Origin of the sequence: Pseudomonas sp. GW531-T4, from assembly GCF_017349615.1 — a bacterium.
Lineage (GTDB): Bacteria > Pseudomonadota > Gammaproteobacteria > Pseudomonadales > Pseudomonadaceae > Aquipseudomonas > Aquipseudomonas chlororaphis_I.
The window spans coordinates 41,812-57,880 of record NZ_JACMZT010000003.1; the positions used below are offsets into that span (position 1 = coordinate 41,812).

At 60.6% G+C, this 16,069-nt stretch carries 22 protein-coding genes; 10 read left to right on the forward strand and 12 right to left on the reverse strand.

The features are described 5' to 3' along the window. Window positions 1-112: 112 nt before the first annotated feature. The 7 genes from murA to J4D28_RS03105 form a co-directional block, all read right to left on the reverse strand. The gene (gene murA / locus J4D28_RS03075) at window positions 113-1,378 is read right to left on the reverse strand and encodes a UDP-N-acetylglucosamine 1-carboxyvinyltransferase (protein WP_007929859.1); all 1,266 of its coding nucleotides are present in this window, start codon (window positions 1,376-1,378) and stop codon (window positions 113-115) included. Window positions 1,379-1,400: 22 nt separating this feature from the next. Further along, complete coding sequence (locus tag J4D28_RS03080; protein WP_007929860.1) at window positions 1,401-1,652, reverse strand: BolA family protein; 252 nt, start codon at window positions 1,650-1,652, stop codon at window positions 1,401-1,403. Between the two features lie 115 nt (window positions 1,653-1,767). Further along, a complete protein-coding gene (locus J4D28_RS03085) occupies window positions 1,768-2,073 on the reverse strand; it encodes a lipid asymmetry maintenance protein MlaB (protein WP_009047007.1) in 306 nt (101 codons plus the stop codon). Then, complete coding sequence (locus tag J4D28_RS03090; RefSeq protein WP_009047006.1) at window positions 2,070-2,723, reverse strand: phospholipid-binding protein MlaC; 654 nt, start codon at window positions 2,721-2,723, stop codon at window positions 2,070-2,072. The genes J4D28_RS03085 and J4D28_RS03090 overlap by 4 nt, the downstream gene beginning before the upstream one ends. A 10-nt stretch (window positions 2,724-2,733) precedes the next feature. Continuing rightward, entirely contained in the window at window positions 2,734-3,201 is a 468-nt protein-coding gene (mlaD, locus tag J4D28_RS03095; protein WP_007929863.1) for an outer membrane lipid asymmetry maintenance protein MlaD, read from the reverse strand. Then, entirely contained in the window at window positions 3,201-3,998 is a 798-nt protein-coding gene (mlaE, locus tag J4D28_RS03100) for a lipid asymmetry maintenance ABC transporter permease subunit MlaE (RefSeq protein WP_009047005.1), read from the reverse strand. Before mlaE ends, mlaD begins: the two co-directional genes overlap by 1 nt. Then, complete coding sequence (locus J4D28_RS03105) at window positions 3,998-4,807, reverse strand: ATP-binding cassette domain-containing protein (RefSeq protein WP_009042197.1); 810 nt, start codon at window positions 4,805-4,807, stop codon at window positions 3,998-4,000. The genes mlaE and J4D28_RS03105 overlap by 1 nt, the downstream gene beginning before the upstream one ends. Window positions 4,808-5,082: 275 nt before the next feature. Here J4D28_RS03105 and J4D28_RS03110 point away from each other — a divergent pair, with 275 nt between their 5' ends. The 10 genes from J4D28_RS03110 (at window position 5,083) to J4D28_RS03155 (ending at window position 12,106) form a co-directional block, all read left to right on the forward strand. After that, window positions 5,083-6,057 carry a KpsF/GutQ family sugar-phosphate isomerase gene (locus J4D28_RS03110; protein ID WP_009047004.1) on the forward strand — a complete coding sequence of 325 codons (975 nt, stop codon included), beginning with the start codon at window positions 5,083-5,085 and terminating at the stop codon, window positions 6,055-6,057. Then, the gene (locus J4D28_RS03115) at window positions 6,057-6,581 is read left to right on the forward strand and encodes an HAD family hydrolase (RefSeq protein WP_007929867.1); all 525 of its coding nucleotides are present in this window, start codon (window positions 6,057-6,059) and stop codon (window positions 6,579-6,581) included. Before J4D28_RS03110 ends, J4D28_RS03115 begins: the two co-directional genes overlap by 1 nt. A gap of 8 nt (window positions 6,582-6,589) precedes the next feature. Next, complete coding sequence (gene lptC / locus J4D28_RS03120; protein ID WP_009047003.1) at window positions 6,590-7,162, forward strand: LPS export ABC transporter periplasmic protein LptC; 573 nt, start codon at window positions 6,590-6,592, stop codon at window positions 7,160-7,162. Beyond that, window positions 7,149-7,694 carry a lipopolysaccharide transport periplasmic protein LptA gene (gene lptA, locus J4D28_RS03125; RefSeq protein ID WP_007929869.1) on the forward strand — a complete coding sequence of 182 codons (546 nt, stop codon included), beginning with the start codon at window positions 7,149-7,151 and terminating at the stop codon, window positions 7,692-7,694. Before lptC ends, lptA begins: the two co-directional genes overlap by 14 nt. Next, the gene (lptB, locus tag J4D28_RS03130; protein ID WP_009047002.1) at window positions 7,694-8,419 is read left to right on the forward strand and encodes an LPS export ABC transporter ATP-binding protein; all 726 of its coding nucleotides are present in this window, start codon (window positions 7,694-7,696) and stop codon (window positions 8,417-8,419) included. Before lptA ends, lptB begins: the two co-directional genes overlap by 1 nt. Window positions 8,420-8,601: 182 nt before the next feature. Next, the gene (locus J4D28_RS03135) at window positions 8,602-10,095 is read left to right on the forward strand and encodes an RNA polymerase factor sigma-54 (RefSeq protein ID WP_009047001.1); all 1,494 of its coding nucleotides are present in this window, start codon (window positions 8,602-8,604) and stop codon (window positions 10,093-10,095) included. A gap of 79 nt (window positions 10,096-10,174) precedes the next feature. Continuing rightward, window positions 10,175-10,480, forward strand: coding sequence for a ribosome hibernation-promoting factor, HPF/YfiA family (hpf, locus tag J4D28_RS03140; protein WP_007929872.1), 306 nt, complete (start codon window positions 10,175-10,177; stop codon window positions 10,478-10,480). 12 nt (window positions 10,481-10,492) lie between these two features. Beyond that, window positions 10,493-10,957, forward strand: a complete 465-nt coding sequence (gene ptsN, locus J4D28_RS03145) for a PTS IIA-like nitrogen regulatory protein PtsN (RefSeq protein WP_016701706.1) — start codon at window positions 10,493-10,495, stop codon at window positions 10,955-10,957. 2 nt (window positions 10,958-10,959) lie between these two features. Further along, window positions 10,960-11,817 carry an RNase adapter RapZ gene (gene rapZ / locus J4D28_RS03150; protein WP_009047000.1) on the forward strand — a complete coding sequence of 286 codons (858 nt, stop codon included), beginning with the start codon at window positions 10,960-10,962 and terminating at the stop codon, window positions 11,815-11,817. Window positions 11,818-11,833: 16 nt separating this feature from the next. Further along, complete coding sequence (locus J4D28_RS03155; protein ID WP_009046999.1) at window positions 11,834-12,106, forward strand: HPr family phosphocarrier protein; 273 nt, start codon at window positions 11,834-11,836, stop codon at window positions 12,104-12,106. A gap of 30 nt (window positions 12,107-12,136) precedes the next feature. Here J4D28_RS03155 and J4D28_RS03160 read toward each other — a convergent pair whose 3' ends face one another. From J4D28_RS03160 to J4D28_RS03180, 5 genes are read right to left on the reverse strand one after another with little or no spacing between them, the layout of a single operon-like run. Next, window positions 12,137-13,030, reverse strand: coding sequence for a ZIP family metal transporter (locus J4D28_RS03160; RefSeq protein ID WP_009046998.1), 894 nt, complete (start codon window positions 13,028-13,030; stop codon window positions 12,137-12,139). A gap of 32 nt (window positions 13,031-13,062) precedes the next feature. Beyond that, complete coding sequence (locus tag J4D28_RS03165; protein ID WP_009046997.1) at window positions 13,063-13,674, reverse strand: superoxide dismutase; 612 nt, start codon at window positions 13,672-13,674, stop codon at window positions 13,063-13,065. Between the two features lies 1 nt (window position 13,675). After that, the gene (locus tag J4D28_RS03170; RefSeq protein WP_009046996.1) at window positions 13,676-14,125 is read right to left on the reverse strand and encodes a hypothetical protein; all 450 of its coding nucleotides are present in this window, start codon (window positions 14,123-14,125) and stop codon (window positions 13,676-13,678) included. A 27-nt stretch (window positions 14,126-14,152) separates the two neighbouring features. Further along, on the reverse strand, window positions 14,153-15,529 hold the full coding sequence (locus J4D28_RS03175) for an aspartate ammonia-lyase (RefSeq protein ID WP_007929894.1): 1,377 nt from the start codon (window positions 15,527-15,529) through the stop codon (window positions 14,153-14,155). After that, window positions 15,522-15,917: a hypothetical protein gene (locus tag J4D28_RS03180; RefSeq protein WP_007929895.1), complete on the reverse strand. Its 396-nt coding sequence runs from the start codon at window positions 15,915-15,917 to the stop codon at window positions 15,522-15,524. Before J4D28_RS03180 ends, J4D28_RS03175 begins: the two co-directional genes overlap by 8 nt. Window positions 15,918-16,069 lie beyond the last annotated feature (152 nt).

Sequence of the window (16,069 nt, forward strand, 5' to 3'; positions counted from 1 at the left end):
TTATCAGGATACTCATGCCCGGTCGCAAACGGCGCCAGACACGCATCGAGCCTGAACACAGGCTCGACTTGGAACGAAACCTTGGGGCACGTCCCTGTGCCCATCACGCAAACTAGCCCGGTACGCGGCGGATCTTGGCGCCGAGCATCTGCAGCTTCTCTTCGATGCACTCGTAACCACGGTCGATGTGGTAGATGCGATCGATCAGGGTGTCGCCTTCGGCCATCAGGGCCGAGATCACCAGGCTGGCCGAAGCCCGCAGGTCGGTGGCCATGACAGGGGCACCCTTGAGGATTTCGGTGCCGGTGACGATGGCGGTGTTGCCTTCGACCTGGATCTTCGCGCCCATGCGGTGCAGTTCGTAGACGTGCATGAAGCGGTTTTCGAAGATGGTCTCGATCACTGCGCCCGTGCCTTCGGCAATGGCGTTGAGCGAGATGAACTGGGCCTGCATGTCCGTCGGGAACGCCGGGTACGGCGCGGTGCGCACGTTGACCGCCTTCGGACGCTTGCCGTGCATGTTCAGCTCGATCCAGTCCTCGCCGGTGGTGACTTCGGCGCCGGATTCCTTGAGTTTCTCCAGGACGGCTTCGAGGATGGTCGGATCGGTGTCCTTGACTTTCACGCGACCGCCGGTCACGGCGGCGGCGACCAGGTAGGTGCCGGTTTCGATACGGTCAGGCATGACCTTGTAGGTCGCCGAGTGCAGGCGCTCGACACCGTCGATGGTGATGGTGTCGGTACCAGCGCCGGAAACCTTGGCGCCCATGGCGTTGAGGAAGTTCGCCAGGTCGACCACTTCAGGTTCACGGGCGGCGTTCTGCAGCACGCTGCGGCCTTTGGCCAGGGCAGCGGCCATCATGATGTTCTCGGTACCGGTCACACTCACGGTATCGAAGAAGAAGTGCGCACCGCGCAGGCCGCCTTCAGGCGCCTTGGCCTTGATGTAGCCGCCTTCGACGTCGATCACCGCACCCATGGCTTCGAGGCCACGGATGTGCAGGTCGACCGGACGCGAACCGATGGCGCAACCGCCAGGCAGCGCGACTTCGGCTTCGCCGAAACGGGCAACCATCGGGCCCAGCACCAGGATCGAGGCACGCATGGTCTTGACCAGCTCGTACGGCGCGACCAGGGTCTTGATGGTGCGCGGGTCGATTTCGACGCTGAGCTTCTCGTCGATCACCGGCTCAATGCCCATGCGACCGAACAGCTCGATCATGGTGGTGATGTCGTGCAGGTGCGGCAGGTTGGCAACCGTGACCGGGCCATCGCACAGCAGGGTTGCAGCCAGAATCGGCAGGGCAGAGTTCTTTGCCCCGGAAATGCGGATCTCGCCATCAAGACGAACGCCGCCAGTAATAATCAATTTATCCATAAGAATCTCGACGCCCTTGGGCTCAGGTGCGCTCGGCCCAGGCCGCGCTGCTGAAAAATTTCATAGTGACCGCATGGATGCTGCCATCGGCGATCCACGGGTTCAAATGGGCATAGATGCTCTGCTGACGCTTGACCGGACTCAAGGCCACCAGTTCGTCACTGATCACGTTCAGCTGAAAGTTGCAGCCTTCGCCCTCAACTTCTACCTGAACGGATGAAAGAGTCTCGGACAGCTTTCCTTCAAGGAAGCTCTTCACTTCGTTGGCCTGCATGCTCAACCTCAATCGGCGCCCTGTGCGCGCGGGTCGGACATCATACAAAAAAGCCCCGCGCCTGCGAACCCCGCATAGCAGGACTCTGACGGGGGGCTTGCTTGTCGATGGGTTACTAAGGCTGCGCCAGCAGCTCGGTCAAACCGGAAACCTCGGCGATTTCGCGCATGTCGTCAGGCAACGCACGAATGCTGACGGCCTTGCCGGCTGCCGCGGCATCGCGCATGAAGGCCAGCAGCAACGACAAGCCGACGCTGCTGGACTTCTCCACCGCCGAACAGTCGAGCACCAGCGCCGCCGCGGTGCTCGAGGCGATCAGGGCCTGCCCCTGCTTGCGCAGGCCCGGGCCGGAGCGATAGTCCAGCACACCGCTGATCAGCAATTCGCCGGCTTCACCCAGACGGACGGCCGACTCACTCATTGCGTGACCTTCTCAGGCGAGTTTTCGGTCGCTTCCTTGGCCTTGGCCACTTCGCCGGCCCAGTTGTTGATGGTCTTGTCCAGGTCGTTGCCGTTGCGCTGCATGGCATCGGCGAATTGATCGCGGAACAGCTTGCCGATATTGATGCCGTTGATGATCACGTTGCGCAGCTTCCACTCGCCGTTGATCTTCTCCAGCGTGTACGACACAGGATAGATCGCGCCGTTACTGCCCTTGACCGTCATGCCGACGCTGGTACGGTCGCCCGACTCGTCCCTGGCAGGATCAACGACGATGCCCTGGTTGTTGTACTCCAGCAAGGCGTTGCCATAGAACTGGAACAGGCCCTTCTTGAAGTTTTCCTCAAAGGTGCGCATCTGTTCCGGCGTGGCTTTGCGCGAGTACTTGACCGTCATGATGCTCTTGGAAATACCTTCGGCATCCACGACCGGGCCCACGATGCTGTTCAGCGCCGCATAAAAGTCTTGCGGGTCCTGCTTGTACTTTTCTTTGTTGGCGGCCAGGTCGGCCAGCAGACGGTTGGTGGTGTCCTGTACCAGATCATGCGCGGAAGGCGCCGCCACGGCGTGAGCCATCAACGGCAATGCCGCCAGTAATACCAACAGGCTACGTCGCAAGGTAGAGATCATGAAAAAATCCTCATTTGGCGTCTTTGCTAACGGTATTGAGCAGGAATTTACCGATCAGGTCCTCAAGCACCAGTGAAGACTGGGTGTCGTGGATGGTCCCACCATCCTTGAGCAACGTGTCTTCGCCGCCGACGCTGATACCAATGTATTTCTCGCCGAGCAGCCCAGCGGTCAGGATAGATGCAGTCGAGTCGGTCGGCAGGTTATCTACGCGCTTTTCCAACTGCAGCGTGACCCGACCGGTGAAACTGTCGCGGTCCAGATCGATAGCCGTGACCTTGCCGATGGTCACACCGGCCATGGTCACCTTAGCTCTGACCGTCAAACCGGCGATATTGTCGAAATATGCGTAAAGTTTATAAGTATCGGTGCTCGAGGTCGGGGACAAGCCACTGACCCGCAAGGCAAGCAACAGCAAAGCCAGGATGCCAGCCAGCAGGAAAAGGCCGACACCGATTTCCAGGGTGCGGTTTTGCATCAGAAATCTCCAAACATCAAGGCGGTCAGAATAAAGTCCAGGCCGAGTACAGCCAACGAGGCGTACACAACGGTCTTGGTAGTGGCACGACTGATCCCCTCTGAAGTGGGCTCGCAGTCATAGCCTTGGAATACGGCGATCCAGGTCACGACAAAGGCGAAAACGATGCTCTTGATGATGCCGTTGAGCACGTCCTCATTGAACGTCACGCTGTTTTGCATGTTCGACCAGTAGGAACCTTCATAGACCCCCAGCCAGTCGACGGCCACCCACGAACCGCCCCAGATGCCCACCACGCTGAAGATAATCGCCAGCAACGGCAGGGAAATGAAACCGGCCCACAGACGTGGCGCGACAATGTATTTGAGCGGGTCGACACCGATCATCTCCAGGCTGGAGAGCTGTTCGGTGGCTTTCATGTTGCCGATTTCCGCGGTCAGCGCCGAGCCGGCCCGGCCCGCGAAGAGCAATGCCGTGACCACCGGCCCCAGTTCACGCAGCAGGGTCAGGGCGACCATCTGCCCCACCGCCTGCTCCGAACCGTAGCTGGACAGGATATTGAAGCCCTGCAGCGCCAGTACCATGCCGATGAATATCCCGGAGACCACGATGATCACCAGCGACATCACCCCCACCGAATGCAACTGTTTGACCAACAGGCCGAAGCTGCCGCCGATACTGCCGCGACCGAACAACACATGAAACAGCATCAGGCTCGAACGCCCGAGCACCGCGAGAACGTCGATGCCCGAGTGACCGAACAGACGAATTCGCTCCAATAAAGATACTTTGCGCATCAGCGCTTCCCCAGAAGATCTGCGCGGTAATCCGGCGCTGGAAAGTGAAAGGGTACCGGACCGTCGGGATCGCCTTTCATGAACTGGCGGATCCGCGGGTTATCGGAATCCATCAACTCGTCGGGCGTGCCCTGCCCCAGCACCTGGCCATCGCCCACCACATAGATGTAGTCGGCGATGCTCGCGGTTTCCGCCAGATCATGGGAAACCACGATACTGGTGATACCCAGCGCATCGTTGAGCAGACGGATCAGGCGCACCAGCACGCCCATGGCGATGGGGTCCTGGCCTACGAACGGCTCGTCGTACATGAGGATCTGCGGGTCCAGGGCGATGGCCCGGGCCAGGGCCACACGACGCTTCATGCCGCCGGACAGCTCGTCGGGCATCAGGTCGATGGCACCGCGCAACCCGACCGCTTGCAACTTGAGCAGGACGATATCGCGGATCATTTCATCCGGCAGTTGGGTATGAACGCGCAGCGGAAAGGCGACGTTCTCGAACACATCGAGATCGGTGAACAGCGCGCCGCTCTGGAACAGCACGCCCATCTGCTTGCGGGCGTCGAACAGATCGCCGCGCGACAATTTGGGCAGGTTCTGGCCGTTGACCCAGACTTCACCGCTGCTGGGACGCAATTGCGCGCCCATCAACCGCAGCAGCGTGGTCTTGCCGCAACCGGAAGGCCCCATGATGCCGGTGACCTTGCCCCGCGGAATACGGATATCGACATTATTGAAGATGCTGCGCGCACCGCGCTTGAAGGACAGTCCCTTCAGCTCGACCGCGTAGGCGTTATCGGCACTCATCTAAACTCCTTGCGATGCAGCCTCTCACTCGGACGCTTGGCTCCCTGCCGGGAGTACATGCACCCAGGGCAGGCCGAACTGGCGGCGAACTATATCACTGCTGATACGGAGCCCCCAAGGCCGAAGCCATCCGTGTTCAGGATCACGACAGGCTAAAACGGGCTTCACAGAGCAATTCCAGCCTATAGAAGGACAAAGGCTGACGAACTTGCGTGAGGGAATCGATCATTACCGCTATAATCGCCGCCTTTTCATCAGGCTATACGATTTCTGACATGAGCCAATCCAGCGACCTGATTCAATCGGCACAACGCACCATCCGCCTCGAGATAGAAGCCGTACAAGGCTTGCTGCCACATATCGACGCAGATTTCGTACGCGCTTGCGAGATGATTCTGGCCAGCAAAGGCCGCGTAGTAGTGGTCGGCATGGGCAAGTCCGGGCATATCGGCAACAAGATCGCCGCCACCCTGGCCAGCACCGGCACCACCGCGTTTTTTGTCCATCCGGCCGAAGCCAGCCATGGCGACATGGGCATGATTACCCGGGACGACGTGATCCTGGCCCTGTCCAACTCCGGCTCGACCAATGAAATCGTGACCTTGTTGCCGCTGATCAAGCGCCTGGGCATCCAGCTGATCAGCATCACCGGCAACCCTGATTCGGCGCTGGCCAAGGCCGCCGAGGTCAACCTCAACGTCCAGGTCAAGCAAGAGGCCTGCCCGCTGAACCTGGCCCCGACCTCTTCGACCACCGCCGCCCTGGTCATGGGCGACGCCCTGGCCGTGGCGCTGCTGGAAGCCCGCGGCTTCACCGCCGAAGACTTCGCCTTCTCCCATCCGGGCGGCGCGCTGGGCCGGCGCCTGCTGCTGAAAGTCGAGAACGTCATGCATGCCGGCGAGCAGCTGCCGCAGGTCCAGCGTGGCACGCTGCTCAAGGACGCCCTGATGGAAATGACCCGCAAGGGCCTGGGCATGACCGTCATTGTCGAGGCCGACGGCCGCCTGGCAGGGGTCTTCACCGACGGCGACCTGCGCCGCACCCTGGACCGCACCATCGACATTCACCACACCACCATCGATGAAGTCATGACCGTTCACGGCAAGACCGCCCGCGCCGAAATGCTCGCGGCCGAAGCCCTGAAAATCATGGAAGACAATCGAATCAACGCACTGGTCGTAGTGGACAAGGACGATCGCCCGATCGGCGCCTTCAACCTGTCCGACCTGCTGCGCGCGGGAGTCATGTAATGAGCACGGATCTGCTGCAACGCGGCAAGAACATCAAGCTGGCGGTATTCGACGTGGATGGCGTACTGACCGACGGTCGCCTGTACTTCCTCGAGGACGGCAGTGAGTTCAAGACCTTCAACACCCTCGATGGCCAGGGCATCAAGATGCTGATGGCCACGGGCGTGCAGACGGCAATCATCAGCGGTCGCAAGACGCCAGTGGTCGAGCGCCGGGCGAAAAACCTGGGGATTCCCCATCTGTTTCAGGGTCGCGAAGACAAACTGGTGGTGCTGGACGGGCTTCTTGCCCAACTGGGCCTAAGCTATGAGCAGGTCGCCTACCTGGGCGACGACCTGCCGGACCTGCCAGTGATCCGCCGGGTCGGCCTGGGCATGGCCGTCGCCAATGCCGCCAGCTTTGTCCGTGAACACGCCCATGGCGTCACCCAGGCCCGTGGCGGCGAAGGTGCCGCCCGCGAGTTCTGCGAGTTGATCCTGCGCGCCCAAGGCAGCCTTGAAGCGGCCCACGCCGCCTACTTATAGAGCCTCCCATGCTGAGCAAAAAGATTCGCAACATCCTGATCTTCGGCATCATCACCGTACTGTTCCTGGCGGTGGGGTACTGGAACATCAGTCCGGAACGCTTCCTCGACAAGCCGGTCGCGCAGGTCGACGAAAGCGCCATCGACTACTACGCCATCAACGCCCGTAGCGTGCAGTACCTGCCCGACGGCAAGCTGCAGTACGAAATGACGTCCGACAAGGTCGAACACCTCAAGGCCACCGAGGTGACACTGTTGACCAAGCCGGACCTGCAGATGTATCGCGGCACCGCCTTCCCCTGGCACGTCCAGAGCGAGCACGGCGAAGTCAACCCGGATGGCACCCAGGTCGAGCTGATCGATTCGGTACGGGTTTCGCGCACCGACGAGAAAAATCGCAACCTGCTGATCACCACGACCCGCATGACAGTATTCCCGCAGAAGCAATATGCGCAGACCGATCAAGACGTTAGAATCGACGGCGCCGGCGGCGTGACGACTGGCAAGGGAATGAAAGCGTATTTGAAAGACGGCAGGATGAACCTGCTATCGAACGTAAGAGGACAGTATGAGGCTCGTTAAAACCCTCCCTATTTTGCTCGGTCTGGGCGCAGCACTGGGAAGCGTGAGCGCCTGGGCTCTGCCGAACGATAGCCAGCAACCAATCCGCATCCAGGCCGACGACGCTCAACTGGACGACAAGAATGGCGTAGCCACCTACAGGGGCGACGTGATCATCACCCAGGGCTCGATGAAGGTCACCGGCAATACCGTGACCATCACCCGCACCCAGACCGGTGACATCGACGTGGTGACTTCGGTGGGCAACCTGGCCTACTTCGAGCAGATCCAAACCCAGGGCGATACCAAGCCGGTCCAGGGCTATGGCGTGACCATCCAGTATCACGCTGCGCAGAACCGCGTCGTGCTGATCGACCGCGCCAAGGTCGTCGATAAGGACGGCAACATCACCCAGGGCGAGAAAATCGTCTACGACACCAACAAGAAGCTGGCCAGCGCCGGTCGCGCTACCGGCAGCAAGGTCACCGAGTCGCGCCCACGGATCGACATGGTCATCCAGCCGAAAAAGAAAACTGACGAAAAGGCCCAGTAATGGCAACTCTGAAAGCTCAGCACCTGGCCAAGAGCTACAAGAGCCGCCAGGTCGTGCGTGATGTCAGCCTGTCCATCGACAGCGGCCAGATCGTCGGCCTGCTCGGCCCCAACGGCGCCGGCAAGACCACTTGCTTCTACATGATCGTCGGCCTGGTCCAGGCCGATCAGGGTCGTATCCTGATCGACGACCTGGATGTCAGCCACCAGCCAATGCACGGCCGTGCCCGCGCCGGGATCGGCTACCTGCCGCAGGAAGCCTCGATCTTCCGCAAGCTCTCGGTGGCCGACAACATCATGGCCATCCTCGAGACCCGCAAGGAACTCGACAAGGCCGGCCGTCGCCAGGAACTGGAAAGCCTGCTGCAGGAATTCCACATCAGCCATATTCGCGACAACCTGGGCATGAGCCTTTCCGGCGGTGAACGTCGCCGCGTGGAAATCGCTCGCGCACTGGCCACCGCCCCCAAGTTCATCCTGCTCGACGAACCCTTCGCCGGCGTAGACCCGATCTCGGTAGGCGACATCAAGCAGATCATTCATCACCTGAAAGCCAAGGGCATCGGCGTACTCATCACTGACCACAACGTCCGTGAAACCCTGGATATCTGCGAAACCGCCTATATCGTCAACGACGGTCAGCTGATCGCCGAAGGCGACGCCGAAACCATCCTCGCCAACGAGCTGGTCAAGGAAGTTTACCTGGGCCATGAGTTCCGCCTGTAAGCCCTGAGGTGTTTGGCTGGTCGCCAGAGCGCCCGCCCCAATAAAACCCTGCTGTTTTTATTGTTACAGCGCTCTAGGCAAACACTTCAGTTTCAGGCATATAATTTGCTTATGTTTGGCGCTCACGCGCCCTGTAGTGGATGGCGCATGTGCGCCGGCGAATAAGGTGTTAAGCCCCTGCCATGAAACCATCGCTAGTCCTCAGAATGGGCCAGCAGCTGACGATGACACCGCAGCTGCAACAGGCCATCCGCCTGCTCCAATTGTCGACCCTGGACCTGCAACAGGAAATCCAGGAGGCCCTGGAGTCCAACCCGATGCTCGAGCGCCAGGAAGAAGGCGACGACTTCGATAACACCGATCCGCTGGCCGACAACGCCGAGCAGAAGCCCAATACCGATATTCAGGAACCCTCTTACCAGGAAACCGCCCCGACGGTGGACAACCTCGAGGACGGTGAATGGAACGAGCGCATTCCCAACGACCTGCCGGTCGACACCGCCTGGGAAGACGTCTACCAGACCAGCGCCAGCAGCCTGCCCAGCAACGATGACGACGAGTGGGATTTCACCACCCGCACTTCGGCCGGCGAAAGCCTGCAGAGCCATCTGCTCTGGCAGTTGAACCTGGCGCCCATGTCCGACACCGATCGCCTGATCGCCGTGACCCTGATCGACTGCATCAACAATCAGGGCTATCTGGACGAAACCCTCGAGGAAATCCTCGAAGCCTTCGATCCGGAACTGGACATCGAACTCGACGAAATCGAGGCCGTCCTGCATCGCATCCAGCAATTCGAACCCGCCGGCATCGGCGCCCGCAACCTGGGTGAGTGCCTGCTGCTGCAACTGCGCCAGCTACCCGCCAAGACCCCTTGGCTGACTGAAGCCAAGCGCCTGGTCACCGACTTCATCGACCTGCTCGGCAGCCGCGACTACAGCCAGCTGATGCGGCGCATGAAGCTCAAGGAAGACGAACTGCGCCAGGTCATCGAACTGGTGCAGAGCCTCAACCCACGACCGGGCTCGCAAATCGAATCCACCGAAGCCGAATACGTGGTTCCCGACGTCATCGTGCGCAAGGACAACGAACGCTGGCTGGTGGAGCTGAACCAGGAGTCCGTGCCGCGCCTGCGCGTCAACCCGCAATACGCCGGTTTCGTGCGACGCGCCGACACCAGCGCTGACAACACCTTCATGCGCAACCAGCTGCAGGAAGCCCGTTGGTTCATCAAGAGCCTGCAGAGCCGTAACGAAACCCTGATGAAAGTCGCCACCCAGATCGTCGAGCATCAGCGCGGCTTCCTCGAGTACGGCGATGAGGCGATGAAACCGTTGGTCCTGCATGACATCGCCGAAGCGGTGGGCATGCACGAGTCGACGATTTCCCGGGTGACCACGCAAAAATTCATGCATACCCCACGGGGCATTTATGAACTGAAATACTTTTTCTCCAGCCACGTAAGTACCTCCGAAGGCGGTGAATGCTCGTCCACGGCGATCCGCGCGATCATCAAAAAACTGGTCGCCGCGGAAAATCAGAAAAAGCCGTTGAGTGACAGCAAGATCGCTGGTTTACTGGAGGCACAAGGCATTCAGGTAGCCCGTCGTACCGTCGCCAAGTACCGCGAATCCCTGGGGATCGCGCCTTCCAGCGAACGGAAGCGGTTGATGTAGCCGCCGGGCTCGCCACAGCGTTCCAGTGGCAGGTCAATCGACCTGCCGCTTTATGCACTGGCAACGAAGGAGAAGCTGTATGCAAGTCAACATCAGTGGACACCAACTGGAAGTGACCGAACCTCTGCGCGCTTACATCGGCGAAAAACTCGACCGACTGGAGCGGCACTTTGACAAGATTACCAATGTGCAGGTAACGCTGGCCGTCGAGAAACTGAAGCAGAAAATCGAGGCCACGCTGCACATCCATGGTGGGGAAGTCGTCGCCAATGCAGAACATGACGATATGTATGCCGCAATCGACTTGCTCACGGACAAGCTTGACCGCCAACTGAAAAAGCATAAGGAAAAGCAACTCCACCTTCTCCAAGGCACGGGTCGCTAACACTCCCCTCCCATGATCCGACTTGAAAGCATCCTGACCCCCGGCCGTTCCCTGGTGAACGTGCCGGGCGGCAGTAAAAAACGCGCCCTCGAACAAATTGCCAACCTGATCAGCCACGAAGTGCCTGATCTGGAGATGCAAGATGTCTTCGAAAGCCTGATTGCCCGTGAAAAGCTGGGTTCTACCGGTTTTGGCAACGGCATCGCCATTCCACACTGCCGCCTCAAAGGCTGTGAGTCGCCCATCAGTGCCCTGATGCACCTGGACGCCCCCATCGATTTCGACGCCATCGACGGCGCACCGGTCGACCTGCTGTTCGTACTGCTGGTCCCGGAAGCCGCCACCGATGCGCACCTGGAACTGCTCCGGCAGATTGCCAGCATGCTGGACCGCAAAGAGGTGCGCGACAAGCTGCGCAGCGCCACCAGCAATGAAGCCTTGTACAAGGTTGTCCTGGACGAACAGAACGGTCAGTAATCATGCGTTTGATCATCGTCAGCGGCCGGTCCGGCTCGGGTAAAAGCACCGCCCTCGATGTACTCGAGGACAATGGCTATTACTGCATCGACAACCTGCCGGCCGGGCTGTTGCCCGAATTGGCCGAGCGAGCGCTGATCCATACCGAGCTGACGCAGCCACTGGTCGCCGTGTCGATCGACGCACGCAACCTGCCAAGCCACCTGTCGCGCTTCCCCGAACTACTCGAGGAAGTGCGCAGCCGGCATATCCAGTGCGATGTGGTGTACCTGGACGCTGACGAAGAAACCCTGCTCAAGCGCTTTTCCGAAACCCGTCGCCGCCACCCCTTGAGCAGCAACAATCGCTCGCTGGCCGAGGCGATTCAAGACGAAAGCTACCTGCTGGGCCCGATTGCCGACCTCGCCGACCTCAAGGTCAACACCACCAGCCTGAACCTGTACCAACTGCGCGATACCATCAAGTTGCGCCTGTTGAACCAGCCGGAACCGGGCACCGCCTTCCTGGTGGAGTCTTTCGGATTCAAGCGTGGCATGCCGGTCGACGCCGACCTGGTGTTCGATGTGCGCTGCCTGCCCAACCCGTACTGGAAGCCCGAGTTGCGCGCCCAGTCCGGGCTCGACCAGCCGGTTGCCGAATACCTGGCCGCCCAGCCGGACGTCGAGGAAATGTTCCAGGACATCTCCAGCTACCTGCTGAAATGGTTGCCACGTTTTGCCGCCAGCAACCGCGCCTACGTCACTATTGCCATTGGCTGTACGGGCGGCCACCATCGCTCGGTCTACCTGACCGAACGCTTGGGCCAAGTCCTGCAAAAGTCCCTGAAGAACGTCCAGGTTCGCCACCGCGACCTTAGCTGAAAGGATCTACCCCGCGATGCCTGCTCTGGAAATTGAAATCATCAACAAACTGGGTCTGCATGCCCGTGCCTCGGCAAAGTTCGTCGGCGTGGCCGGTCAGTTTCCTTGCCAGATCCGTGCAGGGAGAACGCCGGAGTCGATGGTCGACGGCAAGAGCATCATGGCGATGATGATGCTGGCCGCCGGCAAAGGCACCAAGATTCATCTGAAGACCGAAGGCGAACAGGAGCAGGAGGCGCTGGAAGCGCTGGTGGCACTGATCAATAACTTCTTCGACGAAGGCGAGTAAGGTCGGCGGGGCAAGCCCGCCGAAAGGCACTCAGGCGAGTGCCGTATCCATGACCATCATCAGGCAAAAGCCGACACACAAGCCCAGGCTCGCCAGCTTTTCATGACCGTTGCGTCGTGATTCGGGGATCACTTCGTGGGTCACCACCAGCAGCATGGCCCCCGCCGCCAACGCCAACCCGAGCGGCAACAGCATCTCGGCCAGGCTCACCAGCCACGCACAAAGCAAGGCGAACACCGGCTCCACCAGGCCCGAAGCGGCACCGATCAGGAATGCCTTGACCCGGGACATGCCGGCGCCAGCCAGCACCAGAGCAATCACCAGGCCTTCCGGTACATCCTGCAAGGCGATGCCCATGGCCAGGCTATCCGCCTCCGGCATACCGCCACCCGCGGAAACGCCCACGGCCATTCCCTCGGGAATGTTGTGGGCGATGATGGCAAACACAAACAGCCAGATTCGCGGCGGGATGACCGGGTGCTCAAGGGTGCCCATCAGTTTCTCCGGGCTGCCCCCCGACACCTTGCGATCCACTAGAAACAACCCCAAGGCACCGAGCATGATGCCGAAGCTGATCAGGCCGCTCGAAGCCCAGGGCGACAACCCGAGTTTTTCCGCCGCGGCGATCCCGGGCACGATCAGCGAAAAGGCCGTGGCCGCCAGCATCACCCCGGCGCCGAATCCCAACAGGGTGTCACTCAGCGCCAGCGGCATCTTGCGAATGACCAGCACCGGCACTGCCCCCAGCGCGGTTCCCAGGGCACACACCGCCCCGCCCTGCAACGCACGCAACAAGCGCGGTTCCAGCTCCAGCCAGGACAAGCCCTGGGCAACCAGCAATGCAGTACCCGCCAACAGCAACAGCGAACCGAACGCGTAACGAAACATCCGCCCGCTGCTGATCGTCAGTGTTTCAGTGCCCATAGTCAGCCTTAGGTCTTTTTATCGGTGGGGGCTCAAACCAGTGCGGCCTGATAGCGCTGGGCTACTTCAGGCCAATTGATCACGTTGTAGAACGCATTGATGTATTCCGGCCGCCGGTTCTGGTAACGCAGGTAATACGCGTGCTCCCACACGTCCAGACCGAGAATCGGGGTATTGCCATTCATCAACGGGCTGTCCTGGTTACCGCTGCTCTCGACCACCAGGGTCTTTTGCGGGGTCACGCTGAGCCAGGCCCAACCGCTGCCGAAACGGGTGAGCGCGGCCTTGGTGAAGGCTTCCTTGAAGCGCTCGAAACCACCCAACTGCTCATCGATTGCCTTGGCCAGCGCACCGTCCGGCTTGCCTCCGCCGGTTGGCGCCATCACTGCCCAGAACAACGAATGGTTGGCATGGCCACCGCCCTGGTTGATGACCGCCGCCCGCAGCTTCTCCGGCAACTGCTGGACCCCGGCCACCAGTCTTTCCACCGACCAGTCGGCCCATTCAGTGCCTTCCACGGCCGCGTTGAGGTTGTTGATATAGGTCTGGTGATGCTTGGTGTAGTGAATCTCCATGGTCTGCGCGTCGATGTGCGGTTCCAGGGCGTCGTAGGCGTAGGGCAATGCAGGCAAGGTAAAGGACATATCAATGTGCTCCGTAATGAGGGGCATTCGGGGTCGCGGCGCCAGAAGTCGATTGCGCGACATTGCGCTCCAGCAGGCGATGCGTACGGGGGTATTCACCGTACTCACTGATGAAGTTGAGCAACTCGACGTAGGTCTTGCTGCTCTGGCGCAACGCAGCTTCCCGCAGCGCTGGAGCCAGACGGTTGTCCTGCATGGTCTGCAACAGCCGCTGATGGATGGCGCAGAGGTATTCCGCGCTCTCCTCCGGCTGGTTCAGGCGCAGGTGCAGGTCCGCCAGGTTGTGATGGGAGATGACACAGGCCGCGACCGCTTCATCGGCATCGCTCCAGCGCTCGAACAACACCTGCGCCAGGGCCAGGGCCTGCAAGTAATACTCACGGGCGTCCACCAAGTCGCCCTGCATGAAGAAACGGTTTGCCCTTTCGATCGTGCGTTTCCAGTGCTCCATGGTGAACCTCCAAAGCAATGTCGGGATTTACACGCCGCCCGCGGTGAGTTTTTCCGGATCGAGCAGGATCTCCAGCTGGCTGCGTGACAGATCAGTGTGTTCAAGGGCGACGTCGATTACCGGGCGCCCCTGCTTGTAGGCGGTCTTGGCGATTTCAGCGGCCTTCTGGTAACCGATGATCGGGTTGAGCGCCGTGACCAGGATCGGGTTGCGCGACAGCGCCTCCTTGAGCTTGGGCTCGTTGACCTTGAAGCTGGCAATCGCCTTGTCCGCCAGCAGGCGGCTGGAGTTGGCCAGCAGCTCGATGCTGCTCAACAGGTTCTGGGCGATGATCGGCAGCATGACGTTCAGCTCGAAGTTGCCCGACTGCCCCGCCACCGTGATCGTGGTGTCGTTGCCGATCACCTGGGCCGCCACCATCGCCGTGGCTTCCGGAATCACCGGGTTGACCTTGCCCGGCATGATCGAGGAGCCCGGTTGCAACCCTTCCAGCTCGATCTCGCCGAGGCCGGCCAGCGGCCCGGAGTTCATCCAGCGCAGGTCGTTGGCGATCTTCATCAAGGTGACCGCGATGGCCTTGAGCTGGCCCGAGACCGCCACCGCGGTGTCCTGGGAACCGATCAGGGCAAACAGGTTCTTGCCCGGCGTGAACTGCACCTGGGTCAGGCTGCTCAGTTGCCGGCTGAAACCCGCGGCGAACTGCGGGTGGGCGTTGATCCCGGTGCCCACCGCGGTACCGCCCTGGGCCAGGGATTGCAGGCTCGGCAGCAGATCCTGCAGATGACCGATATTGGCCTTGAGCTGCTGCGCCCACCCTTCCAGCACCTGGCTCATGCGCACTGGCATCGCGTCCATCAGGTGAGTGCGACCGGTCTTGATGAACGGATGGACCTCGACCGCCTTGCGTTCGATGACCTGTACCAGATGCACCAGCGCCGGCAGCAGTTGTTCATGCAAGCCCAGCGCGGCGCTGACGTGAATAGTGGTCGGGATGATGTCGTTGCTGCTCTGCCCGCAGTTCACATGGTCGTTGGGGTTGACCGGCTCGCCGAGCAGACGGCTGGCCAGGGTGGCGATGACTTCGTTGGCGTTCATGTTGGAACTGGTGCCGGACCCGGTCTGGAAGATATCCACCGGGAAGTGCTGCATGAAATCGCCTTCCAGCAGGCCCTGGGCGGCATCGACTATGGCCTTGCCCTGGGATTCGCTCAGTTGCTTGAGTTCGACGTTAGCCTTGGCCGCGGCCGCCTTGGCCAGGATCAGCGCGCGGATGAACTGCGCCGGCATGCGCTGGTGGCTGATGGGAAAGTTATCCACTGCACGCTGGGTCTGTGCGCCATACAGCGCCTGCTCCGGAACATGCAGCTCGCCCATGCTGTCGCGTTCGATACGGGTATTACTCATCGGGAAATCCTTGCACCAGTTCGATAAGGGGAATGGATGGCAGCAACGAGCAGGTCGCCAGTTGCCAGGCATGGCTTTGCCAGCGCTTGAGCCGGCATTTGCAGAAAGACAGGCGTTCCAGGTCACGCAACGGACGCCAGGCCTGGTCCAGGCACTGGCTGCGCCAATGCCAGGGCAGAGCGGTATCGGTAGCGGTATCGAGCAACAGGCGAAATGAGGTTTCGGCGATCAGCCAGGGCGAGGTGGCGGTGCAACACGCCAGGTAGCGCCCTTCAGCTAGGTAATGCTCGATCAGGCGCGGCTCGTCCGGATCGAGGGCACAACGGATCTGGCGGCTCATCCAGCGCCAGCTTTCGAGGTAAGGCTGCTCGTGCAAGGCAGAACTCATGACCTGGGCTCATTCGATAATGAGATTTATTATTATATGATATTGAGAATCAAAACAAGCTCGAAACCAAGCGAGCCCTGCACAGGTGGCTAGGGTTGGTCAGTGTTCAAAAGCCGGGCAATAAAAAAGCGCGCGCCCCCGGACGGGACGCG

Bases quoted from the DNA above. Each gene is read 5' to 3' on its own strand.
- murA (WP_007929859.1), bottom strand. From the start codon at position 1,378: ATGGATAAATTGATTATTACTGGCGGCGTTCGTCTTGATGGCGAGATC.
- J4D28_RS03080 (WP_007929860.1), bottom strand. From the start codon at position 1,652: ATGCAGGCCAACGAAGTGAAGAGCTTCCTTGAAGGAAAGCTGTCCGAG.
- J4D28_RS03085 (WP_009047007.1), bottom strand. From the start codon at position 2,073: ATGAGTGAGTCGGCCGTCCGTCTGGGTGAAGCCGGCGAATTGCTGATC.
- J4D28_RS03090 (WP_009047006.1), bottom strand. From the start codon at position 2,723: ATGATCTCTACCTTGCGACGTAGCCTGTTGGTATTACTGGCGGCATTG.
- mlaD (WP_007929863.1), bottom strand. From the start codon at position 3,201: ATGCAAAACCGCACCCTGGAAATCGGTGTCGGCCTTTTCCTGCTGGCT.
- mlaE (WP_009047005.1), bottom strand. From the start codon at position 3,998: ATGCGCAAAGTATCTTTATTGGAGCGAATTCGTCTGTTCGGTCACTCG.
- J4D28_RS03105 (WP_009042197.1), bottom strand. From the start codon at position 4,807: ATGAGTGCCGATAACGCCTACGCGGTCGAGCTGAAGGGACTGTCCTTC.
- J4D28_RS03110 (WP_009047004.1), top strand. From the start codon at position 5,083: ATGAGCCAATCCAGCGACCTGATTCAATCGGCACAACGCACCATCCGC.
- J4D28_RS03115 (WP_007929867.1), top strand. From the start codon at position 6,057: ATGAGCACGGATCTGCTGCAACGCGGCAAGAACATCAAGCTGGCGGTA.
- lptC (WP_009047003.1), top strand. From the start codon at position 6,590: ATGCTGAGCAAAAAGATTCGCAACATCCTGATCTTCGGCATCATCACC.
- lptA (WP_007929869.1), top strand. From the start codon at position 7,149: ATGAGGCTCGTTAAAACCCTCCCTATTTTGCTCGGTCTGGGCGCAGCA.
- lptB (WP_009047002.1), top strand. From the start codon at position 7,694: ATGGCAACTCTGAAAGCTCAGCACCTGGCCAAGAGCTACAAGAGCCGC.
- J4D28_RS03135 (WP_009047001.1), top strand. From the start codon at position 8,602: ATGAAACCATCGCTAGTCCTCAGAATGGGCCAGCAGCTGACGATGACA.
- hpf (WP_007929872.1), top strand. From the start codon at position 10,175: ATGCAAGTCAACATCAGTGGACACCAACTGGAAGTGACCGAACCTCTG.
- ptsN (WP_016701706.1), top strand. From the start codon at position 10,493: ATGATCCGACTTGAAAGCATCCTGACCCCCGGCCGTTCCCTGGTGAAC.
- rapZ (WP_009047000.1), top strand. From the start codon at position 10,960: ATGCGTTTGATCATCGTCAGCGGCCGGTCCGGCTCGGGTAAAAGCACC.
- J4D28_RS03155 (WP_009046999.1), top strand. From the start codon at position 11,834: ATGCCTGCTCTGGAAATTGAAATCATCAACAAACTGGGTCTGCATGCC.
- J4D28_RS03160 (WP_009046998.1), bottom strand. From the start codon at position 13,030: ATGGGCACTGAAACACTGACGATCAGCAGCGGGCGGATGTTTCGTTAC.
- J4D28_RS03165 (WP_009046997.1), bottom strand. From the start codon at position 13,674: ATGTCCTTTACCTTGCCTGCATTGCCCTACGCCTACGACGCCCTGGAA.
- J4D28_RS03170 (WP_009046996.1), bottom strand. From the start codon at position 14,125: ATGGAGCACTGGAAACGCACGATCGAAAGGGCAAACCGTTTCTTCATG.
- J4D28_RS03175 (WP_007929894.1), bottom strand. From the start codon at position 15,529: ATGAGTAATACCCGTATCGAACGCGACAGCATGGGCGAGCTGCATGTT.
- J4D28_RS03180 (WP_007929895.1), bottom strand. From the start codon at position 15,917: ATGAGTTCTGCCTTGCACGAGCAGCCTTACCTCGAAAGCTGGCGCTGG.